Raw genomic sequence first — 17706 nt, 5'->3', positions numbered from 1 at the left:
TTAGACGTCCTCCGAAAAGTAGGCATCGCGGCTGTGGTCAGCCGGTGCCCGCCGCGGCGGTGTGCGCGGTGCCGAGCGTGATCGCCCGTACGTGCTCGATCAGCGTGACCAGCACCTCGCGGCCGGATCGGCGATCGCGCACGTCGCACATCACCACGGGCACGTCCGGATCCAGCGACAGCGCCCCGCGCACGGCGTCGACGCCGAAGGGCTGGTGGCCGTGGAAGCAGTTCACCGCGACGACGAACGGGATGCCCCGGCGCTCGAAGTAGTCGATGGACGGGAAGCTGTCCGCCAGCCGCCGGGTGTCGGCCAGCACCACCGCGCCGAGCGCGCCGATCGCCAGCTCGTCCCAGAGGAACCAGAACCGGTCCTGGCCCGGCGTGCCGAACAGGTAGAGCACCGCGCTGTCGCCGATGGTGATCCGGCCGAAGTCCATGGTGACCGTGGTGGTGCGCTTGGCCTCCACTCCGGACAGGTCGTCGGAGTCGGTGCCGGCGGAGGTGAGCACCTCCTCGGTGTGCAGGGGCAGGATCTCGCTCACCGTGCCCACCATTGTCGTCTTGCCTGCGCCGAACCCCCCGGCGACCAGTATTTTGATCGCCGTGGGTACGGACCGGGCACGCTCGTCACGCATGACGGAGGCCAAGGATCACCGCCTGGAGGATGTGGTCGTCCGGAATGTGGCCGGGGGCCACGGCGGGCGCCAACCGCTTGACGGCGCCCTCGTCGAGCAGGTCTGCGAGGAGTACCCGGACCACGCCGAGGGCAAACCCGGCACGGGAGGACAGCTCGGCGACCGAGATGGGTTCGTGAGCGAGGGCGAGCAGCGCCCGGTGCTCGGGTTGCAGGTGGACGGCGTGGCGGCGCTGCCCCACCGGTGTCGCCACGACATACGTGAGCAGGTCGAACGTGCCCGCGCCGGGGCGTGCCCGGCCGCCGGTGACCGCGTACGACCGCACCAGCGGCCCGGCCTCGGCATCGAGCCACTCGTGCGCATCGTCGTCGTCAGCGCGCATGGGTGGAGGTCGGCCGCGGCTGGGTGCCGAGGCTGTGGCCGATGCGCTCGATGACCATCTGCATCTCGTACGCGACCATGCCGATGTCCGAGTCGGCGTTGCTGAGCACCGCGAAGCAGCTGCCCTCACCGGCGTCGGTGACCAGCAGCACGGCCTCCTCCATCTCGATCACGGCCTGGCGCACCGGCCCGGCCTTGAAGTGCCGTCCGGCGCTGCGCGACAGGCTGGCGAAGCCGGCCGCGATCGCGGCCATGTGGTCGGCGTCGGCCTGGGTCAGGTCGCGCGACGCGCCGAGCAGCAGCCCGTCCACCGAGAACACGACGGCCCGCAGCGCCGCGGGTATGCGGTCCACGAAGTCGTCGAGCAGCCAGTCCAGGCCCGCGGGATTGCTCATGATGTCGACTCCTCAGGCGGTTCGGCCGCTGCGGGGGTGTCAGCGGGAGGGGTGGGTCCGGTCCGGACCGTGGCCGCGACCCGGCCCCGGTGCGCACCTGCGAGCAGGGACGTCAGGATGTTGCGCGTGCGCTCGGCGGGCCGGACCGGTGGCTCGGCGGCGCCGGGCACGGGGTCGAGCTCGATGACCGGCTCCTCGCGCAGCGGCGCGGCGAGGTGAGTCTGCGGCTCGCGCACCGGCAGCTCGCCCTCGGCGGGCGCGGCGCTCTCGGCGGGCGAGGCGACCGGAACCGCCGGGGTGGACGGCACCGGCGTCGCCGTCGGGACGGGGGCGTTGCCGTCGACGACCAGCTCGCGCGGCAGCAGCACCACCGCGGTGAGCCCGCCGTACGGGGACTGGCGCAGGGTGACCCGGATGCCGTGCCGGGCAGCGAGCCGGGCCACCACGAACAGGCCCAGCCGGGAGCTGTGCGCCGGGTCGAAGTCGGGCGGATCGGCGAGCCGCCCGTTGGCCTCCTCGACGACGGACGCCGGCATGCCGACGCCGCGGTCCTCGATCTCCACCGCGTAGCCGTTGGGCAGCAGCTGCCCGGCCACCGTCACGTGGGTGTCGCGGGGCGAGTACGCGGTGGCGTTCTCCAGCAGCTCGGCCAGCAGGTGGATGACGTCGCTGACGGCGCGGCCGCGCAGGGCCAGCTCCTGCGGCGGCACCACGGTGATCCGGGTGAACTCCTCGACCTCGGACACCGCGGAGCGCATCACGTCGTGCAGCGGCACCGGATGCCGCCAGCCCCGGCCCGGCTTGGCCCCGGCCAGGATCACCAGGTCCTCGGCGTGGCGGCGCATCCGCGCGCCGAGGTGGTCGACGCGGTACAGGTCCTCGAGGTCCTGCGGGTCGGTGACCCGGCGCTCCATCGCGTCCAGCAGCGCCAGCTGGCGGTGCAGCAGCACCTGGCTGCGCCGCCCGATGTTGAGGAAGACCTGGTTGAGGCCGTTGCGCAGGGTCGCCTCCTGCACCGCCGAGGCCACCGCGGTCCGCTGCACCAGGGCGAAGGCGTTCTCCAGCTCGTTGAGCTCGTCCTCGATCGGGCCCGGCGGCGGCACCTCGGCGTCCACGTCCACCTCGACGCCCGCGCGCAGCCGCGCCACCACGTCGGGCAGGCTGTGCTCGGCGACGTGCAGGGCCTGCGTGCGCAGCGCCTGGATGCGGCGGATGACCGAGCGCGCCACCCGGACCGAGACCAGTGCCAGCACCACGATGACGACCAGGCCCGCGCCGCCGGCCAGGCCCAGCCGGAGCAGGATCGCGGTGGCCGCGGGCATGGTCGCGTCGATGGTGCGGGTCGCGGCAGCGGACTCCAGGTCGTAGAGCTTGCCGTCGACGGTGGCGTAGTCGGCGGACCACTGGGTGGCGTCGATGGCCGGGGCCGGTCGGCCGAGGTCGGCGAGCCGGTCCTCGACCGCCCGCATCCGCAGGTAGGCCGCGCCGTCCAGGATGGCGGTGTAGTGGACCGCGTCGTCGGGGTGCAGGTAGCGGGTCGCGGTGTCGTGCGCGCGCCGCTGCAGGCCGATGAGCGCGACCGCCTCGGACCGCTCCGCCGCGGACATGCCGCCGGCCGCGATCGCAGCGCTGATCAGCGCATTCTCGCGGGCGTAGAGTTCGCGGGCCTCGGTGAGCGCGATGACCGTGCCCGCCTGGCGGTTCAGCTCGTGGTCGTCGAGGCCGGACACCGACCCGTAGAGGCCGAAGGCCTTGTCGATGATCCCGCTGTACAACCGCATGATCTGAACCCGGTCGTACTGGCGGGTGTCCACCACGGCCCGGCCCACCGGCAGCTCCTCCAGGGCCTTGTCGACCGCCGCCAGATGCTGCCTGGTGAGCGCGCTCGCGGCCGCCTCGGCGTCCTCGCTGCCGGTGAGCCGCCGGAACTCGGCCAGCGCCGTGTCGGTCTCGCCCCGCTGAGTGGACAGTTCGGTCGCCGCGCCCGCCCCGCCGCTGAGGAAGCGCATGGACAGGGCGCGCTCGGCCTGCAGCTCGCTGACCAGCTCGTAGGCGGGTTGGCCGAACATGTCGACGCCGGACTTGACGTCGAGCAGGTTCGCCGCCGGGCCGACCGTCACCGTGGTGCTGAACAGCCACATGCCGAGCAGCGGCACCAGCGGCGCCAGCAGGAGCAGCATCACCCGCGACCTGATCGACCAGCTCTGCTGGGAGAAGAAGCGTCGGGGCATAACGACCTCATAAGCGCACCGGGGGCGGGACCACGCGAGGGAAACGTGGAAATACTACTGATCTCACGGCCCCGGCACACCTTTCGGGTGCCCTCAGTTCACCAGGTAGGACGCGGAAAACACGATGACCGGCACCGATGCCGGCGCCGGTCATCGTGTTGAAGACCATCGTCACGCGGGGGCGAACCAGACCGCCCCGTAAGGTCCGACCTGGACGACCGCGTTGCCCTCGGCGTCGGTGCGGATCCGGCCCATGTTGCCGACCCCGGAACCGCCGTACACCTCCGCGTCGGTGTTGAGCACCTCCAGCCACGACCCGGTGCGCGGCAGCTTGATCTGGTGGGCGTGCAGCGGGATGCCGGAGAAGTTGGCCACGCAGGCCAGCAGCTTCTTCGACGTCTTGCCGTGGCGTACGAAGGAGACGGTGTTGCTGCCCGAGTCGTGCGGGTCGATCCAGCTGAACCCGCCCGGTTCGGTGTCGCGGGCCCACAGCGCGGCGCTGTCGCGGTAGATCCGGTTCAGGTCGCGCACCAGCCCGCGCACGTCCCCGTGATAGTCGGCGTGCGCCCAGTCGAGCCCGAACTGCTCGCTCCACTCCGATTCCTGGGCCAGTTCCGCGCCCATGAACAGCAGCTTCTTGCCGGGGAAGGCGTACATGTAGCCCAGCAGCCCGCGCAGCCCGGCCAGCCGCTGCCAGCGGTCGCCGGGCAGCTTGCCCATCAGCGAGCGCTTGCCGTGCACCACCTCGTCGTGGCTGAGCGGCAGCACCCACTGCTCGTCGAAGGCGTAGCAGCTGGGCCAGGTGAGCTGCGCGTGGTGGTAGCTGCGGTGCGACGGGTCCTTCTTGAGGTATTCGAGGGTGTCGTGCATCCACCCCATGTTCCACTTCATGCCGAAGCCCAGGCCGCCGAACTCGACCGGGCGGGACACGCCCGGCCAGGCCGTCGACTCCTCGGCGACGGTGAGGATGCCGGGCTGATCGGCGTACACGGCGGTGTTGAGCTCCTGGAGGAAGTCGACCGCCTCCAGGTAGGTGTTGCCGCCGAACACGTTGGGCGTCCACTGCCCGGCCTCGCGGGAGTAGTCGAGGTAGAGCATCGACGCGACCGCGTCCACGCGCAGGCCGTCGACGTGGAACTCCTCGCACCAGTAGCGGGCGTTGGCGACCAGGAAGTTGCGCACCTCGCGCCGGCCGTAGTTGAACACCAGCGTGCCCCAGTCGGGGTGCTCGCCGCGCTGCGGATCCTCGTGCTCGTAGAGCGGGGTGCCGTCGAAGCGGGCCAGCGCCCACTCGTCCCGGGGGAAGTGGGCGGGCACCCAGTCCAGCAGCACGCCGATGCCGGCCTGGTGCAGCCGGTCGACGAGGTGCCGGAACTGGTCCGGGTCGCCGAAGCGGGCGGTGGGCGCGTAGAAGCCGGTGATCTGGTAGCCCCACGAGCCGCCGTACGGGTGCTCCATCACCGGCAGGAACTCCACGTGCGTGAAGCCCAGGTCGGTCACGTAGGCGACCAGTTCGTCGGCCAGTTCCTTGTAGGACAGCCCCGGCCGCCACGAGCCCAGGTGCACCTCGTAGGTGGCCATCGGCCGGGCGTGGTGGTCGGCGCGCTTGCCGCGCCCGGCCATCCAGGACTCGTCGTTCCAGGTGTAGTCGGAGGAGAAGAGCACCGAGGCGTTCTCCGGGGGGCACTGCGTCGCGACGGCCAGCGGGTCGGCGCGGTAGGTCCAGCGGCCGTCGGCGCCGTGGACCCGGTAGCGGTAGCGCTGGCCGGCTGCGGCGTGCGGCACCGTGGCCGCCCAGACCCCGCTGCCGCCCTGCGGGCGCATCGGGATGCCGTCGTCCGGCCACCAGCCCGAGAAGTCACCGATGACCTGCACCTCGCGGGCGTTCGGCGCCCATACCGCGAAGCGCCAGCCCGCGCCGTCGGGCTCGGGATTGGCCCCGAGCACCTTCCAGAGCCGCTCGTGCCTGCCCTCGCCGATGAGGTATAGATCAAGATCGCCGATCAGGTTCATGGCTTCTCCTCGCCGTTCCGGATGCCCCGTTGACCAACGAGCCGAAGCCGTATCCGCACCGTCCTCGCTGCTCATCGGCTCGCTTGCGGTCGGGGTGGGGCGCTGAACGGCGCCCATGATTCGCTCGCTGCGCTCGCTCATCGCGCCGCCTCCGGCGTCGCGATGAGCCGAACGGCGCCCATGATTCGCTCGCTGCGCTCGCTCATTGCGCCGCCTCCGGCGTCGCGATGAGCCGAACGGCGCCCGTGATTCGCTCGCTGCGCTCGCTCATCGGAGCAGGTTTCCGTCAGGGACGATGATCTGAGGGCGCTCACCGCCGGACTGCTCGGCCAGGCGCTCGACCTGGAAGGCGGGCTCCTGGGCGATGGCGCTGCGATAGGTCTGCACGGTGCTGGCCGCGATGGTCTGCCAGCCGTACCGCTTGGACACCATGGTCAGCGCGCGTCTGGCGATCTGCTTGGCCTTGACCGGCTCGGCAAGCAGCGTGCCCACGGCGCCCGCCAGCGCCTCGGGGTTGCTGTGCGGGAAGGTCATGCCGGTCACGCCGGGTTCGACGATCTCGGCCAGGCCGCCGGTGTCGGCGACGGCCAGCGGCGCGCCGGCCGCGGCGGCCTCCAGCGCGACCATGCCGAACGGCTCGTACAGCGAGGGCACCACGGTGGCGTCGGTCGCCGCGAGCACGGCGGGCAGCTCGCGCTCGGACAGGAAGCCGATGAAGCTGACCGTCTTGTCGATCTTCAGCTGGTGCGTCGCCTCGACCAGCTGCTCGCGGTAGGGGCCGTCGCCGGCGATGACCACCCGCAGGCCCGGGTGCTCGTCGGCCAGCTGCGGCACGGCGTCGACCAGGTGCTGCACGCCCTTCTCGTACACCAGCCGCCCGGCGAAGCCGACCAGCGGCCCGTCCCCGGCGAAGCGCGAGCGGGCCTCACGGACCGCCTGCACGGGCGCCTTCCAGACCCGGCCGTCGACGCCGTTGGGGATGACGTCGACCTTGCCGATGGGCAGGTTGAGCAGGCGGGTGACCTCCCAGCGCATGTACTCCGAGCAGACCAGCACCCGGCAGGCGCGGTGGCCGAGCCACCACTCGACGGAGTGGATGCTCTTGTTCAGGTCCTCCGGCAGCCAGCCCTGGTGCCGACCGGCCTCGGTGGCGTGGATGGTGGCGACCAGCGGGCGGCCCAGGTGCTCGGCCAGCGTCACCGCGGTGTGCGTGACCAGCCAGTCGTGGCCGTGGATCACGTCGTAGTCGTCGGCCTCGGCGGCCCGCAGCGCGGCCCGGGTCAGCGTGTGGTTGAACGCCATCGTCCACGCCAGCAGCGTCGGGGTGGCGAGCGGGAACAGCGGCGGGTCCTCGGGCGCGCGGACGATGCGCACCCCCTGCACCCCGGGCACCGGCGGGGGAGCGTACTCCTCCAGCGGCGCGCCGGGCGCGTGCCGGGTGACCACGGTGACGTGGTGCCCGGCCATCACCAGCGAATTGGCCAGCGCATGCACGTGCCGACCGAGACCGCCGACCACAACCGGCGGGTACTCCCAGGAAAGCATCATGATCCGCAGCGGCTTCGATGCCGTCGGCGGACCCGATGGAACGGGAAGGTTCATGGTCATGCGGCCCCCTCGCAGACTCCCGGGCATACGAAATCAAGGCACCGGACACTCGGTGCCGTGTACGCCTTTGGGGTTGTACAAAGTCTGACTGATACCAATTTCGAGCTGGGGACCTTGTGTTTCGTGTCTGTTACGCTCTGCTACTACTCAGTAGACGTGACGTGAATTCTCATCGTCTCGGCCACGCTCCACGCCTGGAACGGGCAGCCCGTGGCCCGGTGCGGGGCGTCGCCGTCGGCGGTCTCGCTGACCGAGCCGAGACCGTGGTCACCCAGATGTGCCAGCAGTCCGGTCAGCACCCCGCGGGTCGGCAGCCCGGCCCGGCGCAGCGCGTCACCCAGCGGCCCGATCAGCCACGGCCAGACCGTGCCCTGGTGGTAGGCCAGATCGCGGTCGCGCAGCGTGCCGCCGTGCACCGGCCGGTAGGCCGGGTCGGCCGGGTCGAGGCTGCGCGGCCCGAGCGGGGTGAGCAGGGCGTCGGTGATCCGGTGCAGCACCGCCGGGTCCGGTTCCATCGGGGCGTACGGCAGCGACCAGGCCAGCAGCTGGTTCGGCCGCAGCGCGGCGTCGTCGGGATCGAGGACGTCGTAGAGGTGGCCGCCCGGTGCGGGGAAGCGCCGCCGGAACGCCGCCTCCGTCACCGCGTGCCGCCGCCGCACGTCGTCGCTGTGCCGCCCGGCCCGCTCGCGCAGCGCGGCCAGCGCCGCCAGCCCGTTGCACCACAGCGCGTTGATGTCGACGGCCTTGCCCGCGCGCGGGGTCACGCCCATCCCGTCGACGCGGGCGTCCATCCAGGTCAGCGCCTCGCCGTCGGCGCCCTGCACGAGCAGCCCGTCGCTCTCGTCGACCTTGATCCCGTAGCGGGTGCCGCGCAGGTGCGCCGCCAGCACCTCGTCCAGCGCGGGCACCAGCTCCGCGGCGAGGTCGTCGTCGTCGCTCGCGCGCACGTGCCGGTCGATCGCGTGCAGGAACCACAGCGTCGCGTCGGCGGTGTTGTAACCGACCGCGCCGCCGTCGGCCGTGTTGGCGAGCATGCCCTCCGACAGCGTCGCCGCGTACGCCCGCAGCAGCTCCCGCCCCTGCTCCAGGCGCCCGGTGGTCAGGAACAGCCCCTCGTAGGACGTCATCGTGTCGCGTGACCAGGCGCCGAACCACGGGTAGCCCGCCACCACGTCCGGCCCGCCGGCGGTGGTCACCACGAACGCGTCCGCCGCCAGGGTCAGCCGCGCGGCATCGGCGTCGGCCGCACCGGCGGTCAGCGCCCGGCGGCGCGCGCGTTCGGTGTCCACGATCGTCGCGGCCGATGGCGGTTCGACGCTCAGGTCACCGGCCCAGGCGGTCACCTCCAGGGCGTCGCCGGGCTCGGCCAGCGTCGCGGTGAACCGGCCCGCCAGCAGCAGATCCTCGTTCGGCACGTAGCCGCGGGCGGCCTCCATCCGGTGGTGCACGTTGCGCAGCCAGGTCCCGTCCGGGGCCCAGCCGGCGTCGGCGGCCCGGTCGGCCCACGGCCGGGTGTCGGGCGGTCCGGCGGGCGCCGACGCGGGACCGCCGCCGGCGGCCAGGCGGCCGCGCAGCCGGTACGCGCCGGCGACGACCGCGCCTCCGGCGACCTCGTGCACCGGCAGGTCACCCGCGCGACGCTCGCCGTGCTGGTCACGCCAGGTGCACAGCGCCTCCAGGGACAGCTCCACCGGCCCGCCGCCGACGAGCCGGTCCACGACCGCCACGCACGGAGAGCCGTGGCGCATCGCCAGGGTGCGCTCCAGCACCGTCGCGCCGATCCGCCAGCGCCACCGGGGTAGACCGTCCACCAGGGCGAACTCCTCCAGCAGGAGGTGTCCCTGCGGGGCGATCGTGCCGTCGGCCCACTCGTGGACACCCAGCCGCACGATCCGGCCGCCGGGCGGGCGTACCACCGGATCGAGCGCGGCCAGGCCGACCTGCCTGGCCGCCGGAGTGTCCCCCGCGACCACGAGCAGCGCGTGGTAGCGCCGCGTGCGCAGCCCGCTCACCGTGCCCATCGCGTAACCGCCGCGCCCGTCGGCCACCAGCCACTCCCGCGCCGCGCCGAGGGCCGGCTCGCCACATACCTGCGTCCCGAATCGCATGCAGCAACTCTGTCAAAAAACCGGGGCAATCGGGATGGTGATCGCGCGACTCCGCCAAAGTTACGCAGACGTGTAACAGAGGCAGGAGACAATCACGGGGTGGGCGAGCAGAGCGGGGAACACGCGTGATTGACGCGGAACGCAGGAGACTGGCCGATGCGGATGCCGGGGCGGAGCCCTGGCGGATGTGGGGGCCCTACCTCTCCGAGCGGGCCTGGGGCACCGTGCGCGAGGACTACAGCGAGCACGGCACGGCCTGGGAGTACTTCCCGCACGACCACGCCCGCTCCCGCGCGTTCCGCTGGAACGAGGACGGGCTGGCCGGCATCTGCGACGAGCGGCAGACCTTCTGCTTCGGCCTGGGCCTGTGGAACGGGGCCGACCCGATCCTCAAGGAGCGCATCTTCGGCCTGACCGGCAACGAGGGCAACCACGGCGAGGACGCCAAGGAGTACTGGTGGTACACCGACTCCACGCCGACGCACTCGTGGATGTCGTGGCGCTACCACTACCCGCAGCGCGAGTTCCCGTACTCGGAGCTGGTCGCGGTCAACCGCCAGCTGGACCGCTCCGAGCCAGAGTACGAGCTGGCCGACACCGGTGTCTTCGCCGACGACCGCTACTGGGTCGTCACCGTCGACTACGCCAAGGCCTCGCCGACGGACATGTGCATGCTCGTCTCGGTCACCAACCGCGGCGCGGCTCCGGCGACCCTGCACGTGCTGCCCACGCTGTGGTTCCGCAACACCTGGTCGTGGGGCCTGCCGGGCCGCGACGACAAGCCGGAGATCGTGGCCGGCGGCGGCGAGCTGCGGGGCCAGCACCGCATCCTCGGTCGGCTGGTGCTGCAGGGCGACGGCACGCCCGAGCCCCTGGCCTGCGACAACGAGACCAATGCGGCGCGGCTGTGGGGATACGAGGAGACGCCCGACTACCCGAAGGACGGCATCGCCGACCACGTGGTGCACGGCCTGCCCACGGTCAACCCGGCGCGCACCGGGACCAAGGCCGCGCTGCACTACGTGCTGACCGTGCCGCCGGGCGAGACGGCGCAGATCAGGCTGCGGCTGACCCAGGTCGCCGCCCCGGGCGGCAAGGAGCGCCCGGTGCCCTCGCTGGGCGCGGAGTTCGACCAGGTCATGGCCGCGCGCAGGGCCGAGGCCGACCAGTACTTCGGCTGGCTGGTCCCGCCGGGCACGCCGCCCGCGCAGGCGCAGATCGTGCGCGAGGCGGTCGCCGGGCTGATGTGGGGCAAGCAGTTCTACCACTACGACGTGGCCCGCTGGCTGGACGGCGACCCGGCCTCGCCCGCGCCGCCGGAGGGCCGCCGGTTCGGGCGCAACAGCGCCTGGCGGCACATGACCAGCTTCGACGTCATCTCCATGCCGGACCCGTGGGAGTACCCCTGGTACGCCGCCTGGGACCTGGCGTTCCACTGCGTGGCGCTGGCCCGGGTCGACCCGCACTTCGCCAAGGAGCAGATCCTGCTCCTGCTGCGCGACTGGTACCTGCACCCCAACGGGCAGCTCCCGGCGTACGAGTGGGCGTTCGGCGACGTGAATCCGCCCGTACACGCCTGGGCGGCGCTGCGCGTGTTCGAGATCGACGGCGGGCGCGACTACGCCTTCCTGGCCCGCGTCATGCACAAGCTGCTGCTCAACTTCACCTGGTGGGTCAACCGCAAGGACACCGGCGGCAACAACCTGTTCGAGGGCGGCTTCCTCGGCCTGGACAACGTCGGCCCGTTCGACCGGTCGGCGTCGCTACCGGTGCCCGGGGTGCTGGAGCAGTCCGACGGCACCGCCTGGATGGCGATGTACGCCCTCAACCTGCTGGAGATCTCGCTGGTGCTGGCCACCCACGACCGGGTCTGGACCGACATCGCGACCAAGTTCCTGGAACACTTCGCCTACATCGCCAACGCCGCCTCCCACCAGGGACTCTGGGACGACGAGGACGGCTTCTTCTACGACCTGCTGCGGCGCACCGACGGGCGGGAGGTGCCGCTGAAGGTGCGCTCGGTGGTCGGCCTGCTGCCGCTGTGCGCGACGACGACGCTCAGCTCGGTGACGCTGGTGCGGCTGCCGGAGATCGCGGCGCGGCTGCGCTGGTTCCTGACCAACCGGCCCGAGTTCACCGAGGTCGTCGGGGCACGGCGGATCTCCGACGGCGGGCAGCAGCAGCGCCTGCTCGCGGTGGTCGGGCCGGAGCAGCTGCGGCGCATCCTGAGCCGGATGCTGGACACCGAGGAGTTCCTGTCCGACTACGGGCTGCGTACGCTGTCGCGCGCGCACCTGGACAAGCCGTACACGATCCGGCTCGGCGGGCACGACTACACCGTGGGGTACGAGCCGGCGGAGTCGAACAACGGGCTGTTCGGCGGCAACTCCAACTGGCGCGGGCCGATCTGGTTCCCGACGAACTACCTGCTCATCGAGGGCATCCGGCACTACGCCCGGTTCTTCCACGACGACCTGCTGGTGGAGTATCCGACCCGGTCCGGGCAGAAGCTGACCCTCGACCAGATCGCCGACGACCTCTCCGACCGGCTCATCAGCCTGTTCCTGCCGGACAAGGACGGCAACCGCCCCTACCTGCCGGTGCACCCGCTGCTGGGCGACCACCCGGACTGGACCCGGCACCTGACGTTCCCGGAGTTCTTCCACGGCGACAACGGCATGGGCCTCGGCGCGACCCACCAGTGCGGCTGGACCGCCCTCGTCCTCGACCTGATCCTCACCCGCAACCGCCACAGCCGGTAGCGACGCGCCCCTTGATCCGTTTTTGTGGACGCCAGACGTTGCCGCAGCGGCATCCAGCGTCCACAAAAACGGATCCTCAGCCGAAGGTGCGGGGTTGGCCGGTGGTTTCGAGCACGGACATCCAGAGGTCACCGGCCGGGTCGACCTGGTTGCGCTTGCTGATGGCCAGCGCTATCGGGACGTGCACGAAGCGGCCGCGCCAGCGGCCGACGACCATCGCGGTGCGCCCGGCCATGGCCGCGTGCACGGCGGCGTGGGCCAGCCGGATGCAGTAGACGCTGTCGTACGGGTTGGCGGGCACGCTGCGGATGGCGTAGCTCGGGTCGATGTACTTGAGGCTGGTCTCCATGCCGTGCTCGGCGAAGTCGTCCGCGATACGCCTGCGCAGGTAGAGGCCGATGTCCTTGAGTTTGCGGTTGCCGGACTGGTCGACCTGTCCGGGCTCGCCGGACTCCAGGTACTCCTGGCCCGCGCCCTCGGCCGCGACGACCACCGCGTGGCCGCGCTCGCGGACCCGCCGCCGCAGGTGGGCGAGGAAGCCGTCGTCCCCGTCGAGCTGGAACGGCACCTCGGGGATGAGCACGTAGTCGGCGTCGTTGTTGGCCAGGGTGGCGTAGCAGGCGATGAAGCCGGAGTGGCGGCCCATGACCTGCACCAGGCCGACCCCGTTGGGCACCGCGCGGGCTTCGACGTGGGCGCTGCGCAGCGACTCGGTCGCCTTGGAGAAGGCGGTCTGGAAGCCGAAGCTCTGGTCGATGTACGGGATGTCGTTGTCGATGGTCTTCGGCACGCCGATCACGGCGATCTTCAGGCCGCGCTCCTTGACCACGTCGGCGATGGTCAGCGCGCCGCGCATGGAGCCGTCGCCGCCGATCACGAACAGCACGTTGATGCTCATCGACTCCAGGCAGTCGACGATCTCGTACGGGTCCTGGCTGCCCCGGGAGGTGCCCAGGATGGTGCCACCGTACTCGTTGACGCCGCTGACCGCCTCGGCGTCGAGGTCGATCGGCGGGTGGCCGTACTTGGCGATGAAGCCCTGGTAGCCGTTGCGGAACCCGTAGATCTTCGTGACGCCGTAGTGCGAGGTCAGTTCCAGCACCAGGCCGCGGATGACGTCGTTGAGGCCGGGGCACAGGCCACCGCAGGTGACGATGCCGACGCGGGTCTTCGACGGCTGGAAGAAGATCTTGCGGCGCGGGCCGCCGGGCTCGAAGCCGGGCAGCGCGTCCAGCTTGGCCTTGCGGGCGGCGATCATGTTCACGGTGTCGTCGAACAGCACCCGGTCGTTCTCATCGACGTAGTGCTCGGTGCTCTCGGTCTCGGCCAGCAGCGGCGCCAGCGGCGATTCGATGCGGCAGTCGCCGAGCGTGCGCACCGTCAGGTCAACGGACTCCGGAGCCATGGCCGTCCTCCACATGTCGCTGTCGCGGCGGGGCGAGCAGCCTATCGGGACAATGTTTCACCGGGCCGCGGCTGCGCCGCCGGGTCCGGCAGATGGATCATCGCTCAGAACAGCAGCCAGGTCGAGAAGAGCATGCCCATCGGCACCGCGATCACACCCGCGACGGCGGCGTACGGCCACAGCAGCTTGGCGGGCAGGTGCCGCAGCACGAGCAGCACGGGCAGCAGCAGGGTGTGCGACCGGTACTGGGACACGCCCGGCCCGGCGATCAGCGGCCCGACGAACAGCGCGACCGCGTAGATCGCGAGCCCGGCGTCGAACGGCCGCAGCCGTCCGCGGCCCGAGGCGATCACCGCGGCGGCCACGACCAGCAGCGCCAGTGCCAGGGACCACCACAGCTCGGCGTCCGTGAACAGGTGCAGCACCCAGAGCAGCTCCCGCCGCGGCTCGGCGATGGGTATCACGGACGGTTCGGTCGCCAGCTCGGCCAGTGAGTGCAGCGGGTTGTGCAGGCCGTTGCCGTAGTGCTCCTGGATCATCAGGTACGCGTTCCAGTGCCCGACGGTCAGCTGGTGCACGCCGAAGACCGCGCCCAGCCCGGCCAGCGGCAGCCCGCACCCGGCGAGCGCGGCCCGCACCGCCGCCCACGGCCGCAGCTCACCGCGGCCGAGCAGGGTCAGCACGGCGCCGAAGCCGATCGCGGCGACCGCGACCCCCATCGGGTACGCCGCGGCGACCAGCGCACCGGCCAGTCCCGCGAGCACCCACCGGCGGGACGCGACCGCGGTGACGCAGGCGAGCAGCAGCGCACCGGCCAGCGCCATCGGGAACACGGCGTGCAGGTAGACGCCCGCGGGCAGCAGCGTGGCCAGCGCCAGCACCGCGCCGGCGACCGGCCGGGCCGTGTCGCGCAGCAGCCGCCACAGCAGCACGAACGACAGCAGCAGGCAGACCTCGGTGATGATCAGGCCGGCTTCGTACTCGCCCAGCCCGGTCGGCCAGGTGAGCACCCGGATGAGCCCGGGGTAGAGCGGGAACCAGCCCGCGGTGCCGCACCACGCGCCGGGTGCGAACATCGGCCCGAGGTCGGGGTCGGCGTCGCACAGGAACAGCTCGTAACCGCGCGAGGCGACCAGCGCGTAGAGCCCCGAGTCGGCGCGCACGCGGCCGGACACCGGCAGGAACGGCTCGGCCACCAGCGCCCCGGCGACCGTGTAGACCAGGTGGCTGACCAGGTAGGCCAGCACCGGCGGGAGCAGCGCCAAGCCCCTGCGGCGCCACCGCGACGGCGGATCCTCGGGGGCGGTCGCCGGGACCTCGGGGGCGAGGACGGCGAAGGGCGCTGAGGACATGCAGAGAATCCTCCCCGGAACACCTGCCCGCCCGCAGCCCGGGTCCCCGCCCGGCGGCGACCGTCACCCGAGGTCGTCCGACTTGCCCGGCAGATGTGCGTATCTTGCGCGCGCATTCCCACATGTGCCAGGCAAGTCGGACGATCGAGGCGGGCCGGGTCGGGTCAGGGCCGGACCACCAGGCGGAAGCCGAGGTGGCAGGTCGAGGTGTCGACGGCCTGGGGCATCCGGGCGGCGGGGCGGTAGCGGCGGCAGTAGTTCGGCGCGCAGAGGAAGGAGCCGCCCTTCATCACCCGGCGGGGGATGCGCACGGCGGGCGTGGCCGGGTCGTAGCTGGCCCGCTCGTCGCCGCCGTGCGGCTTCGCCGGGGCGCAGCAGGCGTGCTCACCGGCGGTGTCGTGCGGGCCGTACCAGTCGGACGTCCACTCCCACACGTTGCCGATCATGTCGTGCAGCCCGAACGCGTTCGGCGGGAAGGAGCCGACGGGCGCGGTCGTCTCGTAGCCGTCGGCGGCCAGGTTGAGCACCGGGAACTCGCCCTGCCACACGTTGGCCAGATGCCGCCCGCCCGGGGTCAGCTCGTGGCCCCAGGCGTACTCGGCCGGCTCGGTCGCGCCGCCGGACGCGGCGTACTCCCATTCGGCCTCGGTCGGCAGGTCGCCGCCTGCCCAGGCCGCGTACGCGGCGACATCGGCCCAGGCCACGTGCACGACCGGATGGTCGTCGAGGCCGCGCAGGTCGGAGCCGGGCCCGTACGGGTGGCGCCAGTCCGCGCCGGGCAGCAGCTGCCACCAGTTCCGCACGTCGCGCAGGTCCACCCGGCGGGGCGGCCGGACGAACACGACCGACGCGGGGACCAGCAGCGACGGGTCGGCCCCGGGATAGTCGGCCGGATCCGGGGCGGTCTCGGCGACGGTGACGTGGCCGGTCCGCCGGACGAACTCGGCGAACTGCCGGTTGGTGACCTGCTGCCGATCGATCCAGAAGCCGCCGACCCGCGCCGGGTGCGCGGGCGCCTCCTCGGGGTAGTGCGCGTCGGAGCCCATCCGGAACGTGCCGCCGGGCAGCCACACCATGCCCGGCCGGGGCGGCGTGCCTGGTGCCTCGCCGTCCCGGCCGGGCCGGGTCAGGGTGACCGGTCCGCTCACGCGGTGACCGCCGTGCCGCCCGGTCCGACGAGCCCCTGCTCCGCCTTGTGCTTCAGGTCGCGCATCCGGAACGCCATGATGAAGTCGGTGATGCCGCGGGCCAGGCAGATCGCGCCGACGAACACGATGAGCAGGAAGAACGAGCGGGTGAAGCGGCCCGCTGCCCAGAAGCCCAGCAGCATCTCGATGATGCCGACGACCAGGCCGAGCCACCAGCCGTCGTGCTCCTTCTTGGTGAGGAAGGCGAGCACGATGTCGGCGGCGCCCTTGAACAGCAGGTACCAGCCGATGAAGGCGGCCAGCCAGAACACCGTGCCGCCGGGGTTGATCCAGCAGATGAAGCCCGTGATCAGGAACAGCACGCCGAGGATGGCGTGCAGCCAGCGCCAGCCGGGTGCGGTGAACGCCTGGAACAGCTCGAAGATGCCGGCCACCAGCACGACGATGCCGGCCAGCGTGGCGACCGTGGCGATGCTGCGCACCGGCGACTGGTTGAGGGCCAGCACGAACCAGCTGACGATGATCCAGCAGACGCCGGTGATGAGGAACAGCCACCACGGCACCCGGGATGCGGGCAGCGGCGTTCCGGCGCCGCGGAACACGTCGCCGGTCGACGTCGTGCCCGGCGGGATCGGGCCGGGCGTGGACCCGGTGGCCGCCCGGGCGGTGCCGGTCGCCACGCCCTCGGCCTCCTTCGCCGCGTGGGCGCCGGCCGCGGCGGGCTTACCGGTGCTGGGGCTGGGCGATGCGGTGCTCATGCCTTCTCCTCGCTGCGCTCGTCGGCGGCATGCGCGGGCCGCGGTCGATTTCGCTCGTCGCGCCTGCCCATGGGTCCCGCCGGAAGTGAGAGCCATCCGGTTGCAGACTATGCACCGTCTCATGCTGAAATGCGGTGTTTTCGCAATCTGTCCTTGATATCGGCTACTCCAGCGCGGAGAGCGCGCCGGCCACCGCGAAGCCGAGCACCGCCAGCAGGCCGGTGGCCTTGCCGCCCTGCCGGTAGGCCTCCGGGATCATCGAGTCGGCCAGCATGGTCAGCACCGCGCCCGCGGCGAAGGCCTCCACGTAACCGCCGTCGGCCCGCGGCACCACCTGGTACAGCGCGTAGCCGGCGGCCGCGGCCAGCGCGGACACCGCCACGATGCTCCACCACAAGCCGTACACCTGGGCTCTGGTGTGCCCGTGGGTGCGCATGGTCGCCGTCGCGCCGATGGCTTCGGGCAGGTTGGACACGAACACCGCGACCAGGAAGGCCACCGCCACGTCGCCGTTCATGGCCACCCCGATGCCCAGCACCAGCGACTCCGGCACGCCGTCCAGCAGCGTGCCGATCACCAGGGACCGCTCCGCCGAAGCCGCGCCCATGGTGCGCCGCCCGGCGACGACCGCGTCCGTGACGAAGAAGACGACCGCGCCCAGGCCGAACGCGGAGAACAGCAGCACGTCCTGGTGGAAGCCGGTGGGCACCAGCTCGTAGGCGATCGCGGCGAGCAGTGCGCCGGAGCCGAAGCCCATCACCATGCCGACCCGCGTCTCGGAGACCGGGCGCGGCCGCAGGGCCAGCCACGCGCCGACGACCAGGGAGAACGCCGCCAAGGCGCCCCATCCGGCAGCCGTCAGCACGCCCACGCGACCTCCATCGTCCGGTTACGACGGTATCAATGCA

The 17706-nt window shown here is 72.0% G+C and carries 13 protein-coding genes; 1 reads left to right on the top strand and 12 read right to left on the bottom strand.

Features of this window, described 5'->3' with window-relative positions; all coding sequences use genetic code 11:
• Positions 1–37: 37 nt before the first annotated feature.
• From HAV39_RS25835 to HAV39_RS25805, 7 genes are all read right to left on the bottom strand, one after another.
• Positions 38–637 carry a GTP-binding protein gene (locus HAV39_RS25835; protein ID WP_191841753.1) on the bottom strand — a complete coding sequence of 200 codons (600 nt, stop codon included), beginning with the start codon at positions 635–637 and terminating at the stop codon, positions 38–40.
• Complete coding sequence (locus HAV39_RS25830; protein WP_191841752.1) at positions 630–1019, bottom strand: DUF742 domain-containing protein; 390 nt, start codon at positions 1017–1019, stop codon at positions 630–632. The genes HAV39_RS25835 and HAV39_RS25830 overlap by 8 nt, the downstream gene beginning before the upstream one ends.
• The gene (locus HAV39_RS25825; protein WP_191841751.1) at positions 1009–1413 is read right to left on the bottom strand and encodes a roadblock/LC7 domain-containing protein; all 405 of its coding nucleotides are present in this window, start codon (positions 1411–1413) and stop codon (positions 1009–1011) included. The genes HAV39_RS25830 and HAV39_RS25825 overlap by 11 nt, the downstream gene beginning before the upstream one ends.
• On the bottom strand, positions 1410–3644 hold the full coding sequence (locus HAV39_RS25820) for a sensor histidine kinase (protein ID WP_191841750.1): 2235 nt from the start codon (positions 3642–3644) through the stop codon (positions 1410–1412). The genes HAV39_RS25825 and HAV39_RS25820 overlap by 4 nt, the downstream gene beginning before the upstream one ends.
• Positions 3645–3815: 171 nt before the next feature.
• Positions 3816–5657 carry a 1,4-alpha-glucan branching protein GlgB gene (gene glgB, locus HAV39_RS25815; RefSeq protein ID WP_239120213.1) on the bottom strand — a complete coding sequence of 614 codons (1842 nt, stop codon included), beginning with the start codon at positions 5655–5657 and terminating at the stop codon, positions 3816–3818.
• Positions 5658–5924: 267 nt separating this feature from the next.
• Entirely contained in the window at positions 5925–7265 is a 1341-nt protein-coding gene (locus tag HAV39_RS25810; RefSeq protein WP_239120215.1) for a glycosyltransferase family 4 protein, read from the bottom strand.
• Between the two features lie 143 nt (positions 7266–7408).
• On the bottom strand, positions 7409–9373 hold the full coding sequence (locus HAV39_RS25805; protein ID WP_191841747.1) for an amylo-alpha-1,6-glucosidase: 1965 nt from the start codon (positions 9371–9373) through the stop codon (positions 7409–7411).
• Between the two features lie 185 nt (positions 9374–9558).
• On the opposite strand from HAV39_RS25805, the gene HAV39_RS25800 reads away from it, so the two are divergent.
• Positions 9559–12135, top strand: a complete 2577-nt coding sequence (locus HAV39_RS25800; protein WP_191841802.1) for an MGH1-like glycoside hydrolase domain-containing protein — start codon at positions 9559–9561, stop codon at positions 12133–12135.
• Between the two features lie 76 nt (positions 12136–12211).
• Here HAV39_RS25800 and HAV39_RS25795 read toward each other — a convergent pair whose 3' ends face one another.
• The 5 genes from HAV39_RS25795 to HAV39_RS25775 all read right to left on the bottom strand — a co-directional run bounded on the left by HAV39_RS25795 (position 12212) and on the right by HAV39_RS25775 (position 17669).
• Positions 12212–13540, bottom strand: a complete 1329-nt coding sequence (locus HAV39_RS25795) for an ATP-dependent 6-phosphofructokinase (protein WP_191841746.1) — start codon at positions 13538–13540, stop codon at positions 12212–12214.
• 104 nt (positions 13541–13644) lie between these two features.
• Positions 13645–14892 (bottom strand): hypothetical protein, encoded by a 1248-nt coding sequence (locus HAV39_RS25790; protein ID WP_191841745.1) that lies wholly within the window; start codon positions 14890–14892, stop codon positions 13645–13647.
• Positions 14893–15056: 164 nt separating this feature from the next.
• Complete coding sequence (locus HAV39_RS25785) at positions 15057–15968, bottom strand: formylglycine-generating enzyme family protein (protein ID WP_191841801.1); 912 nt, start codon at positions 15966–15968, stop codon at positions 15057–15059.
• Between the two features lie 68 nt (positions 15969–16036).
• Positions 16037–16798, bottom strand: a complete 762-nt coding sequence (locus HAV39_RS25780) for an HdeD family acid-resistance protein (protein WP_191841744.1) — start codon at positions 16796–16798, stop codon at positions 16037–16039.
• Between the two features lie 163 nt (positions 16799–16961).
• Entirely contained in the window at positions 16962–17669 is a 708-nt protein-coding gene (locus HAV39_RS25775) for a ZIP family metal transporter (protein WP_203736085.1), read from the bottom strand.
• Positions 17670–17706 lie beyond the last annotated feature (37 nt).

The sequence above is a fragment of the Catellatospora chokoriensis genome, assembly GCF_011297315.1.
GTDB classification, from domain to species: Bacteria; Actinomycetota; Actinomycetes; order Mycobacteriales; family Micromonosporaceae; genus Catellatospora; species Catellatospora citrea.
Note: the sequence above shows the minus strand (reverse complement) of the source record. Positions and strands in the feature narration are given on the sequence as shown.